We start from the raw sequence: 16035 nt of genomic DNA, 5'->3' as shown, positions 1-16035 counted from the left end.
GAGACAGGCTATTCAGACCATTCTAGACCGGGGGCAAGGACTGAATTTCTGCTTCGCTGAAGCCTGCCTGTCGGCGGGCGGCGATATTGAATGGGGGCTTGAGCCGGGGCGCGCCGTGCTGAACGGCAGCCTGGGCGTAGAAATGGGCCGGGTCGAGGCCGTCGCGTTGGCACAGCCAGTGGTACCAGTGGTTGCCAATGGCGACATGGCCTACTTCTTCCTGCAGGATGATTTCCAGGATATCCACCGCGGCCAGGGCCTGGGGTGTGCCCACTTTGCGCAGCTTGGTCTGGACCTGCGGTGTGGCGTCCAGTCCGCGGGCCTCCATGGTGCGTGGTACCAGGGCCATGCGGGCGACGACGTCATGGCGGGTGCTCTCACTCACGGTCCACAGCCCTTCGTGGGCGCTGAAATCACCATAGTCGTAGCCCAGCGTTTGCAGGTGGCTTTGCAGCAGCATGTAGTGCTTGGCCTCTTCCTGCGCGACCTGCAGCCAGTCGCGGTAGTACGCCTCGGGCATGCCTGCAAAGCGCCAGATCGCATCCAGCGCCAGATTGATGGCGTTGAACTCGATGTGGGCGATGGAGTGGATCAGGGCGGCATGTCCCTCCGCGGTGAAGGGGGAGCGCCGGGGCACATTTTGGGGATGCACCAGTTCCGGTCGATCGGGTTTGCCCACCGGTGTGGAGGAGGGGAAGGCGGCATGGCAATCGAGTGGCATTTCGGCGGTGGCCTGCCACAAGGCCTGAGTGGCTTGGGCTTTCTCGGCCGGGTCGGCCATGCAAAAGGCCTGTAGTGCGCGCTGTCGGAGTTCCATCCCTACAATTCTAGGCAAAGCGAATTTCAGGAAATAACATGGCAATTTATGAACTCGACCAGATCGCGCCCCGTGTGGCGGCGTCTGCCTGGGTGGCAGACAGCGCGCAGGTGATGGGCAATGTGGAGCTGGCTGAAGACAGCAGTGTGTGGTTTGGCGCCATCCTCCGTGGCGACACGGAAACCATCCGCATAGGGCGGGGCTCCAACATCCAGGACGCCAGCGTGCTGCACGCCGATATCGGCAAGCCCCTCACGGTCGGCGAGAACGTGACCGTGGGCCACCAGGTCATGCTGCATGGCTGCACCATCGGGGACGGTTCCCTGATTGGTATAGGCGCCATCGTGCTCAACGGGGCGAAGATTGGCAAGGGCTGCATTGTCGGCGCCGGCTCGCTGGTCACCGAGGGCAAGGAGTTTCCGGACGGCTCCATGATCATTGGCAGCCCCGCCAAGGCGGTGCGCGAGCTGACGCCTGAGCAACAGGCTGGGCTCAAGTTAAGTGCTTTGCACTACATAGAAAATGCGCACCGTTTTAAAAATGGCTTGAAGAAGCTGGGATAGGTTACTGATGTCTGAACTCCATAAATTTCTCTTTGACGGCCTGCCCGTGCGCGGCATGGTGGTGCGGCTCACCGACACCTGGACCGAAATCTTGCGCCGGCGTGCGTCCAACAGCGGTACAGGCGCCTATCCGGTCCCCGTGCGCGATATGTTGGGTGAAATGACCGCAGCGGCCGCACTGATGCAGGCCAATATCAAGTTTGATGGGGCCCTGGTGCTGCAAATTTTTGGCGATGGGCCGGTCAAACTGGCCGTGGTGGAAGTGCAGTCTGATCTGGCCCTGCGGGCTACTGCTACCGTTGTGGGTGACGTCAACGACACGGCCACGTTGAGCCAGATGGTCAATGTGGGCAACGAAGGGCGTTGTGCCATCACGCTGGACCCCACGACCAAGTTCCCGGGGCAGCAACCCTACCAAGGCGTGGTGCCACTGTTTGATGACAAACGCCACAAGATCGAGAAAGTGAGCGCGGTGCTGGAGCATTACATGCTGCAGAGTGAGCAGCTTGACACCACGCTGGTGCTGGCCGCCGATGACAAAGTGGCTGCCGGCCTGCTGATCCAGCGCCTGCCCATGCAGGGCTCCGGCAATTTGTCAGGCAGCATGGTCAGCAAGGAAAATGAAGACGAGATTGGGTTGAATGAGCACTACAACCGCATCGCCATTCTGGCCAGCAGCCTCAAGCGCGAAGAGTTGCTGACGCTGGATGTGGAAACCATTTTGCGCAGGTTGTTCTGGGAAGAGCCCATCACGCGGTTTGAGCCGCTGGAGGGGGCTACTGCGCCGCGCTTTTCCTGTTCCTGCAGCCGTGAGCGGGTGGGGCGCATGATTGTGAGTCTGGGGCGCGATGAGGCCGAAAGTATTTTGACGGAGCGCGCCGACATTGAAGTGGCCTGCGAATTTTGCGGTGTGCAATATCGCTTTGATGCGGTGGATGCAGCGCAGCTGTTCACGGCGCCGGTACAGATCGTGCCCGGCGGTTCAGACCCGCACTGAAGACTCCGGCAACAGCCTGCGAAACAGGCGGTGTTCACAATCGGCATCGGAGCAGGTATCGCAACTCCAGTGCCACCCTGACGAAGGGACTGCAGCAGAGCCTGCGAAACGTAGTGCATGCTCAACGGCCTGTAGCGCGCTTTGGGTACGCTCTGCGCCGCTGCCATACACGAGAGTGTGGGCAATGGCGTTGTGTTGCAGAACATCGCGCAGCCGCGCATCCACTTGCATGCGCGCACTGGCACTGTCGCGTTGAATGCCGTCTGGAACCCATTGCAGGTCCAGTCCGGTCAGCAGGGTGAGCCCGTAGCCGCGCTGCTCCGCCAGTGCGTACGGATACAGCGATGTGTCGCCCCACAGATGGTCGCTGTAGATGGCAGTCATCAGCGGTGAAGTGTCTGCAATGACCAATGGGGTGGTGGCGCTGGCCACGCGTTGTGCCTGGGTTTGTGCAATGGCCCGTTGCTCTTCCTGGCGTGGTGTGCGGCCCATGGCATCGCACCAGTCACGCAGCGCTTCGGGAATCCAGGTGGCTTCCAGCCCTTGGCTGTGGAGTGCCGCGACCAGAGACTGTGCCAACTGGGTTTTGCCGGTGCTTTCAGCGCCCAGGATGGCGATGCGCAGCGGCCTGCGATCCCCCGTGCTCACTTGGCGATCTGGACGTAAATTTCGTTGGACTTGACCATGCCCAGCTCGGTCCGTGCTTTTTCTTCCACGATCTCCAGACCTTCGCGCAGGTCATGGATTTCTGCGCCCAGGCGGTCGTTGGCCACTGCGGCCTGGGCGTTGTTGCGCTTTTGTTCGTCCAACTGGTGTTGGAGTTTGGACACATTGGGCACGCTGCCCCGCCCGAACCACAATTGCCCATGCAGGATCAGCAGCAGGGCAACCAGGGCGACAGGAACGAGGCGACGGCCCATAGGCGGCAGCTGTTTTAGCGGAGGTTATAAAACGCGGCGCGGCCCGGGTACACGGCCACATCACCCAAGTCTTCTTCGATGCGCAGCAGCTGGTTGTACTTGGCCATGCGGTCCGAGCGGCTCAGCGAACCGGTCTTGATCTGGCCCGCGTTGGTGCCAACAGCGATATCGGAAATGGTGGAGTCTTCGGTTTCACCCGAGCGGTGGCTGATCACGGCGGTGTAGCCCGCGCGCTTGGCCATCTCGATGGCGGCGAAGGTTTCGGTCAAGGTGCCGATCTGGTTGATCTTGATCAGAATCGAATTGGCAATGCCCTTCTCGATGCCTTCTTTCAAAATCTTGGTGTTGGTGACAAACAGGTCGTCACCGACGATTTGCACCTTCTTGCCCAGACGGTCGGTCAATATCTTCCAGCCATCCCAGTCGCCTTCGGCCATGCCGTCTTCGATGCTGATGATGGGGTACTTGTCGGCCCAGGTGGCCAGGATGTCAGTCCATTCCTGGGCGTTCAGTGTCAGGCCTTCGCCTTCCAGGTGGTACTTGCCGTCCTTGTAGAACTCGGAAGCGGCGCAGTCCAGGCCCAGTGCGATCTGCTCACCGGCCACATAGCCCGCCTTGTCGATGGCTTCCAGAATCATCTGAATGGCAGCTTCGTGGTTCGCTACGTTGGGGGCAAAGCCGCCCTCGTCGCCCACGGCAGTGCTGATGCCCTTGTCGTGCAGGATTTTTTTCAGCGCGTGGAACACTTCAGCGCCCCAACGCAGGGCTTCACGGAAGCTCGGTGCGCCGACCGGAATGATCATCAGCTCTTGCAGATCGAGGTTGTTGTTGGCGTGCTCGCCACCGTTGATGACGTTCATCATGGGCACGGGCATTTGCACCGCCGACATGCCGCCAAAGTAGCGGTACAGCGGCAGGCCGGATTCTTCGGCGGCGGCGCGGGCCACAGCCATCGATACCGCCAGCATCGCGTTGGCGCCCAGACGGGATTTGTTGTCGGTGCCGTCTAGGTCGATCAGCGTCTTGTCTAGGAAGGCTTGCTCGGAAGCATCCAGGCCCAGAACGGCTTCGGAGATTTCGGTGTTGATATGTTCAACGGCTTTCAATACGCCCTTGCCGAGGTAACGCTTCTTGTCGCCGTCACGCAGCTCGATGGCTTCGCGGGAGCCGGTAGAGGCGCCGCTGGGAACCGCAGCGCGGCCCATGGTGCCGGACTCCAGCAGGACGTCGCATTCGACGGTGGGGTTGCCGCGCGAATCCAGAATTTCGCGGCCGACGATATCAACAATTGCACTCATTAGCTACTTTCGTTTCAAGTCAAAAAAAGGGTGTCCGCCATCATGGGGCCGTTCAGTTGAAATCGGCTTCCAGGAACGGGGTTTTTTTGGTTACGGAATCCAGCGCCACCAAGGTTTCGAGCAGCGCACGCATCTTATGCAGTGGCACGGCGTTCGGGCCGTCGGACCAGGCTTCGGCGGGGCGGGGGTGGGTCTCCATGAAGAAGCCTGCCACACCTACGGCCGCACCAGCGCGGGCCAACACGGGAACCATCTCGCGGGCGCCGCCGCTGGTGGCACCCTGGCCGCCGGGCTTTTGTACCGAATGGGTCACGTCGAACACGACGGGGGCACCGGACTTGCGCATCTCGGCCAGGCTGGTCATATCGGCCACGAGGTTGTTGTAGCCAAAGCTCACACCACGCTCGCAGGCCAAAAAACGATCCGGCGAGAGCCCCACTTCTTCAGCGGCAGCGCGGGCTTTGTCGATGACGTTCTTCATGTCCCAGGGCGCGAGGAACTGGCCCTTCTTGATGTTCACAGGCTTGCCGGCTTGGGCCACGGCGCGGATGAAGTCGGTCTGGCGGCACAGGAAGGCAGGTGTCTGCAATACATCCACCACGCTGGCAACTTCGGCCACGTGGGATGCATCATGCACATCGGTCAGGACGGGCAATTGGAGCTGGCGGCGCACCTCGTCGAGGATTTTGAGGCCAGCCTCTATGCCGACACCACGTTTGGTGGTGCCGGAAGAGCGGTTGGCCTTGTCGAACGAGCCCTTGTAGATCAAGGGGATGCCCAGTGCGGTGCAGGCTTCCTTGAGCTGGCCTGCTACGTCAATGGACATCTCCAAACCTTCGATGGAGCAGGTGCCCGCGATCAGGAAGAAGCGATGTTCCAGGCCGACGTCAAATCCGCAGAGTTTCATAGTGCCCCCACGCTTGTCACTGCGTGTACTGCGCTGCCCCCCGAGGGGGCGCAGCCTTGCTTGGGGCGGCCCGGCGCGGCGGCCATCACGCCGCCACCTTCAAACTTTTACCCTCGGCCTGGTGGTCCAGTGCCGCCTTGATAAATGCGTTGAACAGCGGGTGGCCGTCCCAGGGAGTGGACTTGAATTCCGGGTGGAACTGCACGCCCACAAACCAGGGATGAACACTCGTCGGCAATTCGACCATTTCGGTCAATTGTTCGCGTTGTGTCAGTGCGGAAATCACCAGACCTGCAGTGCGCAGGCGTTCCAGGTAGTTGACATTGGCTTCGTAACGGTGGCGGTGGCGTTCGGTCACGACATCGCCATAGATCTTGTGGGCCAAGGTGTTCTTCGCAACATCCGAGCTTTGTGCGCCCAAGCGCATGGTGCCGCCCAGATCGGAGTTCTTGTCGCGTGTCTTGATCGTGCCGTCGGCATCTTTCCACTCGGTGATCAGCGCAATCACCGGGTTCGGGCTGTCGGGCTCGAACTCGGTGCTGTTGGCTTCCTTGAGGCCGGCCACGTGGCGGGCAAATTCGATGGTGGCTACCTGCATGCCCAGGCAGATGCCCAGGTAGGGTACTTTTTTCTCGCGGGCAAATTGCGCGGCGTTGATCTTGCCTTCAATGCCGCGTTTGCCAAAGCCGCCGGGTACCAGGACCGCGTCGTATTTGTTGAGCTGATTGACGTTGTCTGCGGTGATGGTTTCCGAGTCGATGTAAGCAATCTTCACCTTGGCATGGTTCTTCATGCCGGCGTGGCGCAGGGCTTCGTTGAGCGACTTGTAGCTGTCGGACAGGTCAACGTACTTGCCCACCATGGCAATGTGGACCTGGTGCCTTGGGTGTTCGGTCTCGTACACCAGGTCATCCCAACGTTTGAGGTTGGCAGGCGGTGTGTTCAGGCGCAGCTTGTCGCAGATCAGGCCATCGAGGCCTTGCTCGTGCAGCATGCGTGGCACTTTGTAGATGGTGTCCACATCCCACATGGAGATGACGCCCCACTCGGGCACGTTGGAGAACAGCGAGATTTTCTGGCGTTCTTCGTCGGGAATCGGGCGGTCTGCGCGGCACAGCAATGCGTCGGCCTGGATACCAATTTCACGCAATTGCTTGGCCGTGTGCTGGGTCGGCTTGGTCTTGAGTTCGCCGGCAGCGGCGATCCACGGCACATAACTCAGGTGCACAAAGGCGCTGTTGTTGGGGCCGAGCTTCAGGCTCATCTGGCGCACAGCTTCGAGGAAGGGCAGGGACTCGATGTCACCCACGGTGCCACCGATTTCCACAATCGCCACGTCTACCGCGTCGGGTTCGCCAAAGCGCGCGCCGCGTTTGACGAATTCCTGGATTTCATTGGTGACGTGGGGAATGACCTGCACGGTCTTGCCCAGGTAGTCACCGCGGCGCTCTTTGTCGAGCACGCTTTTGTAGATTTGGCCGGTGGTGAAGTTGTTGGACTTGCGCATCCGCGTTTCAATGAAACGCTCGTAGTGGCCCAGGTCCAGGTCGGTTTCTGCGCCGTCGTCGGTGACAAACACCTCGCCGTGTTGCAGGGGCGACATCGTGCCCGGGTCGACGTTGAGGTAGGGATCCAGCTTGATGAGAGTGACTGTCAGGCCCCGCGATTCCAGAATCGCAGCTAAGGAGGCTGAGGCGATTCCCTTGCCAAGGGAAGACACCACACCGCCGGTGACGAAGACAAATTTGGTCATGTCAGGGGCGAACCTTGAGGTTCGATGAGGTGGTAAAGCGAGATTATAGGCGTCTGCTACATTGCGGCCTTCCAGCGCCATGCAATTTGGCGTGTGTATTTGTAATCACAGGCAATCCATGGACTTGAACGGCAAACACATTGTTTTAGGGCTCACCGGCGGCATTGCCTGTTACAAAGCCGCCGAGTTGTGCCGTGCGCTGATCAAGGAGGGCGCGACGGTGCAGGTGGTAATGACTGAGGCCGCAGCCCAATTCATCACGCCCGTGACCATGCAGGCGCTCTCCAACCGGCCGGTGTTTGATTCGCAGTGGGACGCGCGCGAAGAAAACAACATGGCCCATATCAACCTGAGCCGCGAAGCGGACGCCATCCTGATCGCGCCGTGCAGCGCGGATTTCATGGCCAAGCTGCTGCACGGCCGTGCGGACGATTTGCTGAGCCTGATGTGTCTGGCCCGCCCCATCGCTACCGTGCCTTTGCTGATTGCCCCCGCCATGAACCGCGAGATGTGGGCCCACCCGGCCACCCAGCGCAATCTGGCGCAACTGCAATCCGACGGTGCGTATTTGCTGGGTGTGGGGTCGGGCTTTCAGGCCTGTGGTGAGACTGGCGATGGCCGCATGCTGGAGCCGCAGGAGTTGCTGCAGGACGTGGTGGCGTTTTTTCAACCCAAGGTGTTGGCGGGGCAACACGTGCTGGTCACTGCGGGGCCTACCTTTGAAGCCATCGACCCGGTGCGTGGCATCACCAATTTGTCCAGCGGCAAGATGGGCTTTGCGATTGCCCGCGCAGCGCAAGAGGCGGGCGCGCAGGTCACGCTGGTGGCCGGGCCGGTGAGCCTGCCTACGCCACGCGGCGTCACCCGTGTGGATGTGAAATCAGCACAAAATATGCTTGTAGCCAGCGTGGACCATGCGCAAGCAGCTAGCATATTTATAGCAACTGCTGCCGTGGCCGACTGGCGTCCGGCGCAAGCCGCAGACCAGAAGATCAAGAAGGACGGCTCTGGCCAACCGCCCACGCTGGGCTTTGTGGAGAACACAGATATTCTTGCCACCATTGCGCAGTCTTCGCGCGCAAAAAGCGGCGCCTTGTATTGCGTGGGCTTTGCCGCCGAGAGCCATGACCTGCTGGCCCATGCCACCGCCAAACGTGCGCGCAAGGGTGTGCCACTGCTGGTGGGTAACATCGGCCCCGCGACTTTTGGGCAGGATGACAATGCACTGTTGCTGGTTGACGCCCAAGGTGCGAAGGAAATTCCGCGCAACAGCAAACTGGCGCTGGCGCGCCTGCTCGTCGCCGAGATCGCTGCCCGCCTCAAAAAATAGCCATTGCGCCGCTTTGGCCTTCGTGCAAGCGGAGGGCCGCGGCGCGACCCGTTTCAACTCTGAATACTCTTATTTCCATGAAAATCGACGTCAAGATCATCGACCAACGCCTGGTCGACAACCTGCCCACCTACGCCACCCCCGGCAGTGCTGGGCTGGATTTGCGTGCCTGCCTGGACGCGCCGCTGACGCTGGCGCCCAACGCCTGGCAACTGGTACCCACCGGCATGGCGATTTACCTGGAAGACCCGGCCTATGCAGCGCTGATCCTGCCGCGCTCCGGCCTGGGCCACAAACACGGCATCGTGCTGGGCAATCTGGTGGGGTTGATTGACAGCGACTACCAGGGCCAGCTCATGGTCAGCGCCTGGAACCGCAGTACCACGGAATTCACCATTCAGCCTATGGAGCGTATTGCGCAACTGGTGATCGTGCCGGTGGTGCAGGCCCAGTTCAATGTGGTGACGGAGTTCCCCGCGTCGCAACGGGGTGAAGGTGGCTACGGATCGACCGGTAAAGCCTAGCCCATTTGCTCTGCTTTTGATAGCTGCTTGCGCAATCTAGATGAGGGCTAGCGGCCGTTTTTATCCATAACTCTCAGTGCAGGGTATCGCTGCCCGGCCCTTCTGAATGGAAGGGCTGGATGCGGAAAAAGCCGGTGCCTGCGGAGCCACGGCCGATTTCTTCTTCGGTGGCTTCGCGCACGGATTCCACTTTCATGCTGATGCGTATGGCTATGCCTGCGAGCGGATGGTTGCCGTCCAGCACCACGTGTTCGGGGTAAATATCGGTGATGGTGTAGAGCGCGTCCTTGGGCGCCTCGTGATGGCAGCCCTCGGGCAGAGCGTGGCCTTCCATGGTCAGGCCTTCCTGCAAATCCTGGGGGAACAGGTGGCGCGGCTCCAGAAACAGCAGCTTGTCGTTGAAATCGCCAAAAGCCTGTTCGGGTTCGATCTGCAATTCGATCTTCGCGCCTGCCGCATGGCCTTGAAGGGCGGCTTCGATAGCGGGCAGCAGGTCATGGCCGCCGATCAAAAATTCCACCGGCTCGTCCAGCACGTCCAGTTCTTCGCCCAAGGTGTCTTTCAGCGTCCAGGTCAGGGCGACCACGCATTGTTCAGTAATGTCCATGCCGGAATTGTCGCAGTTTGTTGGCTTTTGCCTCCCAAAGCGCCGAAAATGGATCCATGAATGTCAATGAACCCCTGCAACTCCTGGGTGGGCTGACGCCTGCCACCTTTATGCGCCGCCACTGGCAAAAGAAGCCTTTGGTCATCCGCCAGGCCATTCCCCAATTCCAGGCCCCGGTAGGTCGCCAAGAGCTACTGGACCTGGCTGCCATGGACGATGTGGAGTCGCGCCTCGTGGTACAGGCCCAGCCCGGCACCCACAAGCCTTGGCGTTTTCGGCAGGGTCCGTTTGCGCGCAAGGCCTTGCCACCTTTCAAGCAGGCCGGCTGGTCGTTGCTGGTGCAGGGTGTCGACTTGCATGACGAACGTGTGCACGCGCTGATGAATCAGTTTCGTTTTGTGCCCGATGCGCGACTGGACGACCTGATGGTCAGCTACGCCAGCGACGGCGGTGGCGTGGGGCCGCACTTTGACAGTTATGACGTGTTTTTGCTGCAGGCCCACGGGCGGCGGCGCTGGCGCATTGGGCGGCAAAAAGATCTGAGCTTGCAGCCTGATATGCCGCTTAAAATTTTGGCGAACTTTGAACCGGAAGAAGAGTTTGTCTTGGAGCCGGGGGACATGCTGTACCTGCCCCCGCGTTACGCCCACGACGGTGTGGCCGAGGGCGAATGCATGACCTATTCCATCGGCTTTCGCGCACCCGCCAAAGGCGAGCTGGCCCGTGAAGTGCTGCAACGTATGGCCGAGCAGGCGGTGGATGAGGTGGGGAGCGCCCTGTACCGTGACCCGCAGCAGACGGCACTGGAGCACAGCGGCGAGATACCCGACGCCATGGTGGCATTTGCCCAAAAGGCGCTCGAAGAGGCTTTGCGCGATCCGCTGGCCTTGCGCCGCGCTTTGGGCGAATACTTAAGCGAGCCCAAGGCCAATGTCTGGTTCGACGAAGGCGAAGCGGCGGCAGCGCCGGGTCATGTGCGCCTGGACCGGCGCACCCGCATGCTGTACGACCAGCACCACATTTTTCTGAATGGTGAAAGTTTCCGGGCTTCCGGACGTGATGCACAGCTGATGCGGCGTCTGGCCGATGCGCGCGAACTCACGGCGACAGAGTACAAGCGATTGGGAGCGGATGCACAGGACTTGCTGGCTGACTGGTGCGCCGCAGGGTGGATGTATGTCGACGCCTGATGCCTCGAATGTGCTGCATACCGGGCCATTCAGTGGCCCTACGGAATTCGCGCAATTGATTCGAGATGCGCTGGAGTGTGCGGCCAGTGAAGGCTGGATGGAAATGGTCTGGAGCGATGCCAATTTTGAAGAGTGGCCGCTGCGCGAGAGTGCGGTGGTCGAGTCATTGAATGCATGGTCCAAAAGAGGGCGCCGACTCACCATGCTGACCCACAGTTATGACTCGGTGCAGCGCTACCAGGCCCGTTTTGTGGAGTGGCGCATCCGCTGGGACCATCTGATTGAATGCCGTGTCTGCAAGCAGTTGAGCCCCACGGAATTCCCCAGTGTGTTGTGGAGTCCGCACTGGTATGCACGGCGGCTGGATTTGGCGCGCAGCACCGGCGTTGCGAGTTATGAAGCGCAGCGCCGGGTGCTGCAGAAGCAGGAGCTGGATGAGTGCCGCAGGCAAAGTTCACCCGGTTTTCCTGCGTCTACGCTGGGTCTTTGATGACGAGTGAGAGGGTTTACCCGAGGCGGTTTGTAAGCCTCTTGTATAATTTGAGGCTCCGGTAAGAAGAGATCGAATGCTTTTTGCTGGAGTCTTGGTGGCGTGCTGCCAAGGCAATTTCCGGAAATTGTTTCGTTAACTCACTAAAGTATCTAAAAATGAACAAGTCTCTCGTTTTGGCAGCCATCATCGCTGCTGCCCTGGCTGCTTGCGGTAAAAAAGAAGAAGCTCCTGCACCCGCAGCTGCTCCTGCCGCTGAAGCTCCTGCTGCTGCTGCTGCTGCTGCTGCTGCTGCTCCTGCAGCCGCTCCCGCTGCTGCTGCTCCCGCAGCACCTGCTGCTTCCGAGCCAGCCAAGCAATAATCTGCTTGCAGACGAAAAAAAAACCACCTCACGGTGGTTTTTTTTCGTCTGAACGAGAAGGGCAATTTCCCGCCGGGCCGCCCCAAGGGAAATTAGCCCCCTCGGGGGGCTGCGACCCGCTCACGCATCTGCGGTCGCAGATGCGCTCACGTTGTGGCAATACACCCGGCACGGCCCAAATGCCGTGCGTGGGCGGAGCGTGGGGGACACATCATTTGATGTCGTCTGCGATGACCTTGACGATACGTTGTGCACTGGCAGAAGTCTCGGGCTTGCCATCCACATCCATCACCGACACCGTGGTCAGCTCACCCTGGCTGCGCACCGCGATCTGGAACTTGGTGGGCGTGTTGGCTTTGGAAGACCCGCTAAACAGTTTGCCAAAGAAGCCAGGCTCCGTGTTGTTGTCGGTCGTGGGCACGTAACGCACGAAGTAGATGCCTTGCTTGCGGTCACGGTCCTCCACCGTAAAACCTGTGCGGTCCAGTGCCAGACCGACCCGGCGCCATGCGCGGTCAAAACCTTCTTCGATCAGCACCACGGGTTGCTCGCCGACCTTGGACACGCTGCTGGTGGACTTGGCCACACTGTTGGCGACCAGCGTTTGGGCTTGTTCGGGGCTGGCACCCAGTTTGACCATCAGGCGGCGCAGAAACTCGGCTTCGAGTTCGGGGTCTGACGGTCGGGGTTGAAACACGGTCTGCTTGTCGCCAGTGGTGCTAGCTCCCGTGTTGGAGTAGACCTCGATCACGCCACGGTGGCTGATGAAAATCTCGGTGCCGCCTTCGGCATTGCGTTCCAGGCGGGTGCGGAACTTGTCACGCTCTGCCGTGGAGTACAGCGAATCCAGCAGTTTGCCCAGCGAGGCACGGATGAAGTCCATCGGAATCTTGGCGCGGTTTTCGGCCCAGTCGGTTTCCATGATGCCCAGATTGCTCTGGTCCATGGCCAGCAAAAATCCGTTTTCCTGCCAGAAGTCCTTGACCGTATCCCAGATTTTCTCTGGCGGCCGGTTGACCACCAGCCAACGCTGGTTGCCGACCCGTTCGATGCGGACATCACCCAAGGAAAGTGCAGCCATGGGCGTTTTGCCCGTTGCGGCCTGACCGGCCTGGTAACCCGAGGCAGAAACAGCACCGTTCACCACGGAATAGCGTGTGTCCTTGGACAACTGCGTGAGATCGGGCGGGACCGTCAGTGAGGGCGCCTTGGCGGCACTGCGGTAGTCCACCTTGTCGGTTTCCAGCACGGAGCAGGCGGACAGCGCAAGGGCAAGGCCCAGGAGCGTAACTTTGGAGATGGGATTCACAGAATTCCTCAAGAATGAATGGGCGTTCAAATCAGTCCAGCGGTTTGCATGACACGTTCCAGCGCGGGCTGGTTGGCCTGCGTGAAAGGTGTCAGGGGCAAGCGCAGTGCAGTGTTGCACAGACCCATGCGGGCCACCGCCCATTTCACGGGGATGGGGTTGGATTCAACAAACAGTGCCTTGTGCAAAGGCAGCAGCTTGAACTGGATTTCCATAGCCTTTTGCACGTTCCCGGCAATGGCAGCTACACACAATTCATGCATCAGGCGCGGCGCCACATTGGCGGTCACGCTGACGTTGCCGTGGCCTCCGCACAGCATCAGTGCGACGGCGGTGGGATCATCACCTGAGTAGATGGAGAAGCTCTTGGGTGCTTCCTTGATCAGCCACTGGGCACGTTCAATATTGCCAGTGGCTTCCTTGATACCCACGATGCCGGGCACTTCGGCCAGACGCAGCACGGTGTCGTGCGCCATATCGGCGACCGAACGACCGGGTACGTTGTACAAAACAATGGGCAGGTCACCCGTGGCTTCGGCGATGGCCTTGAAATGCTGGTACTGGCCTTCTTGCGTAGGCTTGTTGTAGTAGGGGACCACCTGCAACTGGCAGTCAGCGCCCACCTGTTTGGCAAATTTGGCCAGTTCGATGGCTTCGCGGGTGGAGTTGGCGCCGCAACCGGCCATGATGGGTACGCGTTTGGCGGCCTGTTCGACCGATACACGAATGATTTCGCAGTGCTCTTCCACACTCACGGTGGGGGACTCACCGGTGGTGCCAACCACACCAATGCAGTCCGTCCCTTCGGCAATATGCCAGTCGATCAGCTTGCGCAGTGCGGGGTAGTCCACGGAGCCGTCGTCGAGCATCGGGGTAACGAGGGCGACGATGCTGCCCCGGATCGGACTGTATGAAGCGTTCATGTCAGAAATTAGTGCGGAAACGGGCATTTTAACTAGAGTGCATGTCGCGCCGGTAAAGCCCCTGGCGGCAGCGCCGTGGACGGCCGGATTGCCGCAATTCGCTGCACGAAACGCTCAGGGCTATTTAGGTAACCGTTCTCATAAGCCACCACTTCCAGCCCCTTGCACATCGCCAGCAGTTCACCCGGCTGCAGCAGAAAATCGGCACGGCTGGGGCGCCCTACCGTTTCCTGGCCTGCCGCAAAGGTTTCATAGATGAGGACGCCGCCTGGAGCCAGGCTTTGCACGAGGGTGGGCAGCAGCGGGCGCCACAGGTAGTTGGTCACGACCACGGCGCCAAAGGCCTGGAACTGCCCTGCGGTTTGCAAGGGCCAAGGGCCATTCTCGATATCTGCGCATAACAACGTGCCAGGTGCATTGGCCTGGTGTGCAGGCTCCAGGTCCCGGTCAATGCCGGTGACGGCATGTCCTTGCTTTGCAAACCAGTGCAAATGACGACCTGCCCCACAGGCAACGTCCAGCACGGTGGTTCCGGGATGCAGCAGGTGTGACCAGCGCACCACCCACGCAGAAGGCGCGGCAGGCTGTGGGTGCAAAGGCATCAGAAGCAGGCCCAGATCTGATTCGCCATTTGCACCAGAAAGTCAGGCCGGGTGTAGAGCATGAACACGGCGAACAGCACAACCAACGCCACACTGGCGCCAGTTATGCGTAAAGACAGTCGCAACGGGCTTGTCATGGCATCAGGCCGTCGCAGGTGCCGGGCGCGCCGGACGCGCGATGGCGGCTTCCTTGACCGGCAGGTTCACCAGCGCGGCCATCACGCCCAAGGCAATGGCTATGTACCAGACGATGTCGTAGCTACCCGTCTTGTCATACAGATAGCCACCGAGCCAGACGCCGAGGAACGAACCGATCTGGTGGCTGAAGAACACAAAACCGCCCAGCATGGACAGGTGCGCCACGCCAAAGATCTGCGCCACCGTGGCATTGGTGGGGGGGATGGTGGATAACCACAGAAGGCCCATGACGGACGAGAACACATAGACGCTGGTGGGCGACAGCGGAGCTATCAAAAACACGCTGATGGTCACGGCGCGCGCCAGGTAAATGAAGGCGAGGATGTTTTTCTTCGGAATCTTCTGGCCCAGCACGCCGGCCGCGTAGGTGCCAAACACGTTGAACAGCCCGATCAGCGCCAATGCGTAGCTGGCCACCTGGGGCGACAGGCCCTTGTCGCGCAGGTAGCTGGGCATGTGCACGCCGATGAACACCACCTGGAATCCGCAGACGAAATAGCCTGCCATCAACAACTGGAAGCTCGGGTATTTAAAAGCCTCGCGCAGGGCTTGCACAATGGTTTGTTCACGCGGTGGTGGTGCGCTACCCGCAAAGCCGGGCTCGCGCAGACCCCAGGCCAGGGGCGCCATCAGCAGGGCGGCAAAGCCCAGCAGGCTCAGCGCCTCCTGCCATCCAAAGTGGCTGATCAGGAAACCTTCGGTCGGCACCATCAAAAACTGGCCAAACGAACCCGCCGCGGCGGTAATGCCCATAGCCCAGGAGCGCTTGTCGGCCGACACATTGCGCCCGATCACGCCATACACCACGGCGTAGGTCGTGCCGGCCTGGGCCACGCCAATCAGGACGCCAGTGGACAAGGTAAACAGCAAGGGCGTGTTGGCATGCGCCATACCGACCAGACCCAACGCGTACAGCGCTGCGCCCAGAACAATCACCTTGAACGCGCCAAAACGGTCGGCCACCATGCCGGCAAAAATGCCGGCCACGCCCCAGGACAGGTTCTGGATGGCAATGGCAAAGGCAAAGGTCTCGCGGCTCCAGTCCTTGGCTTGGGTGATGGGCTGTAGCCAGAGGCCAAAGCCGTGGCGGATGCCCATGGAAAGGGTCACGATGGCAGCGCCGCAAATGAGCAACTGGGTCAGGCTAAGGCGGGGAGGGGAAGTTTGCATGGCGCCTAATATAGCCATTCCGCCTGGCCCACGCGGTGTAGCGGGGGACAGACCACGACAGCATCCATGCTGTTT

Annotated in this window: 19 protein-coding genes; 7 read left to right on the top strand and 12 right to left on the bottom strand. The window is 60.4% G+C overall.

Going from position 1 to position 16035, the window contains the following annotated elements; genetic code table 11:
• Positions 1–22 precede the first annotated feature (22 nt).
• A complete protein-coding gene (locus tag RS694_RS13595; protein WP_029708632.1) occupies positions 23–817 on the bottom strand; it encodes a ferritin-like domain-containing protein in 795 nt (264 codons plus the stop codon).
• A 38-nt stretch (positions 818–855) separates the two neighbouring features.
• Here RS694_RS13595 and RS694_RS13590 point away from each other — a divergent pair, with 38 nt between their 5' ends.
• Positions 856–1380 carry a gamma carbonic anhydrase family protein gene (locus RS694_RS13590; protein ID WP_029708633.1) on the top strand — a complete coding sequence of 175 codons (525 nt, stop codon included), beginning with the start codon at positions 856–858 and terminating at the stop codon, positions 1378–1380.
• A 7-nt stretch (positions 1381–1387) separates the two neighbouring features.
• A complete protein-coding gene (gene hslO, locus RS694_RS13585) occupies positions 1388–2377 on the top strand; it encodes an Hsp33 family molecular chaperone HslO (protein WP_029708634.1) in 990 nt (329 codons plus the stop codon).
• Here the strand turns inward: hslO and RS694_RS13580 are convergent.
• The 5 genes from RS694_RS13580 to RS694_RS13560 form a co-directional block, all read right to left on the bottom strand.
• A complete protein-coding gene (locus tag RS694_RS13580) occupies positions 2363–3025 on the bottom strand; it encodes an AAA family ATPase (RefSeq protein ID WP_241464102.1) in 663 nt (220 codons plus the stop codon). The genes hslO and RS694_RS13580 overlap by 15 nt on opposite strands.
• Positions 3022–3297 carry a septum formation initiator family protein gene (locus tag RS694_RS13575; RefSeq protein ID WP_029708636.1) on the bottom strand — a complete coding sequence of 92 codons (276 nt, stop codon included), beginning with the start codon at positions 3295–3297 and terminating at the stop codon, positions 3022–3024. The genes RS694_RS13580 and RS694_RS13575 overlap by 4 nt, the downstream gene beginning before the upstream one ends.
• 14 nt (positions 3298–3311) lie before the next feature.
• On the bottom strand, positions 3312–4595 hold the full coding sequence (eno, locus tag RS694_RS13570; protein ID WP_029708637.1) for a phosphopyruvate hydratase: 1284 nt from the start codon (positions 4593–4595) through the stop codon (positions 3312–3314).
• A 52-nt stretch (positions 4596–4647) separates the two neighbouring features.
• On the bottom strand, positions 4648–5502 hold the full coding sequence (gene kdsA / locus RS694_RS13565) for a 3-deoxy-8-phosphooctulonate synthase (protein WP_029708638.1): 855 nt from the start codon (positions 5500–5502) through the stop codon (positions 4648–4650).
• 85 nt (positions 5503–5587) lie between these two features.
• On the bottom strand, positions 5588–7255 hold the full coding sequence (locus tag RS694_RS13560) for a CTP synthase (RefSeq protein ID WP_029708640.1): 1668 nt from the start codon (positions 7253–7255) through the stop codon (positions 5588–5590).
• Between the two features lie 118 nt (positions 7256–7373).
• Here RS694_RS13560 and coaBC point away from each other — a divergent pair, with 118 nt between their 5' ends.
• Positions 7374–8585, top strand: coding sequence for a bifunctional phosphopantothenoylcysteine decarboxylase/phosphopantothenate--cysteine ligase CoaBC (gene coaBC / locus RS694_RS13555; RefSeq protein WP_029708641.1), 1212 nt, complete (start codon positions 7374–7376; stop codon positions 8583–8585).
• A 77-nt stretch (positions 8586–8662) separates the two neighbouring features.
• Positions 8663–9109, top strand: a complete 447-nt coding sequence (dut, locus tag RS694_RS13550; protein ID WP_029708642.1) for a dUTP diphosphatase — start codon at positions 8663–8665, stop codon at positions 9107–9109.
• A 73-nt stretch (positions 9110–9182) separates the two neighbouring features.
• Here the strand turns inward: dut and RS694_RS13545 are convergent, their stop codons facing one another.
• Positions 9183–9716 (bottom strand): FKBP-type peptidyl-prolyl cis-trans isomerase, encoded by a 534-nt coding sequence (locus RS694_RS13545; RefSeq protein ID WP_029708643.1) that lies wholly within the window; start codon positions 9714–9716, stop codon positions 9183–9185.
• 56 nt (positions 9717–9772) lie between these two features.
• On the opposite strand from RS694_RS13545, the gene RS694_RS13540 reads away from it, so the two are divergent.
• The 3 genes from RS694_RS13540 to RS694_RS13530 all read left to right on the top strand — a co-directional run bounded on the left by RS694_RS13540 (position 9773) and on the right by RS694_RS13530 (position 11758).
• Entirely contained in the window at positions 9773–10906 is a 1134-nt protein-coding gene (locus RS694_RS13540; RefSeq protein ID WP_029708644.1) for a cupin domain-containing protein, read from the top strand.
• Positions 10893–11396 (top strand): hypothetical protein, encoded by a 504-nt coding sequence (locus RS694_RS13535; protein ID WP_029708645.1) that lies wholly within the window; start codon positions 10893–10895, stop codon positions 11394–11396. The genes RS694_RS13540 and RS694_RS13535 overlap by 14 nt, the downstream gene beginning before the upstream one ends.
• Positions 11397–11554: 158 nt before the next feature.
• Entirely contained in the window at positions 11555–11758 is a 204-nt protein-coding gene (locus tag RS694_RS13530; protein ID WP_037247758.1) for a hypothetical protein, read from the top strand.
• Positions 11759–11969: 211 nt separating this feature from the next.
• On the opposite strand, the gene bamC is transcribed toward RS694_RS13530, so the two are convergent.
• The 5 genes from bamC to RS694_RS13510 are packed head-to-tail and all read right to left on the bottom strand — an operon-like array spanning position 11970 to position 15960.
• The gene (bamC, locus tag RS694_RS13525; protein WP_029708646.1) at positions 11970–13067 is read right to left on the bottom strand and encodes an outer membrane protein assembly factor BamC; all 1098 of its coding nucleotides are present in this window, start codon (positions 13065–13067) and stop codon (positions 11970–11972) included.
• 26 nt (positions 13068–13093) lie between these two features.
• Complete coding sequence (gene dapA / locus RS694_RS13520) at positions 13094–13990, bottom strand: 4-hydroxy-tetrahydrodipicolinate synthase (RefSeq protein ID WP_029708647.1); 897 nt, start codon at positions 13988–13990, stop codon at positions 13094–13096.
• A 32-nt stretch (positions 13991–14022) separates the two neighbouring features.
• Positions 14023–14592: a class I SAM-dependent methyltransferase gene (locus RS694_RS13515; RefSeq protein ID WP_029708648.1), complete on the bottom strand. Its 570-nt coding sequence runs from the start codon at positions 14590–14592 to the stop codon at positions 14023–14025.
• Positions 14592–14729, bottom strand: a complete 138-nt coding sequence (locus RS694_RS20610; RefSeq protein WP_169731129.1) for a hypothetical protein — start codon at positions 14727–14729, stop codon at positions 14592–14594. Before RS694_RS20610 ends, RS694_RS13515 begins: the two co-directional genes overlap by 1 nt.
• Positions 14730–14733: 4 nt before the next feature.
• Entirely contained in the window at positions 14734–15960 is a 1227-nt protein-coding gene (locus RS694_RS13510) for an MFS transporter (protein WP_029708649.1), read from the bottom strand.
• Positions 15961–16035 lie beyond the last annotated feature (75 nt).

Source organism: Rhodoferax saidenbachensis, assembly GCF_001955715.1.
GTDB lineage: Bacteria > Pseudomonadota > Gammaproteobacteria > Burkholderiales > Burkholderiaceae_C > Allorhodoferax > Allorhodoferax saidenbachensis.
The sequence above is the reverse complement of the archived record's forward strand: the minus strand, read 5'-3'. Positions and strand labels throughout refer to the sequence as shown.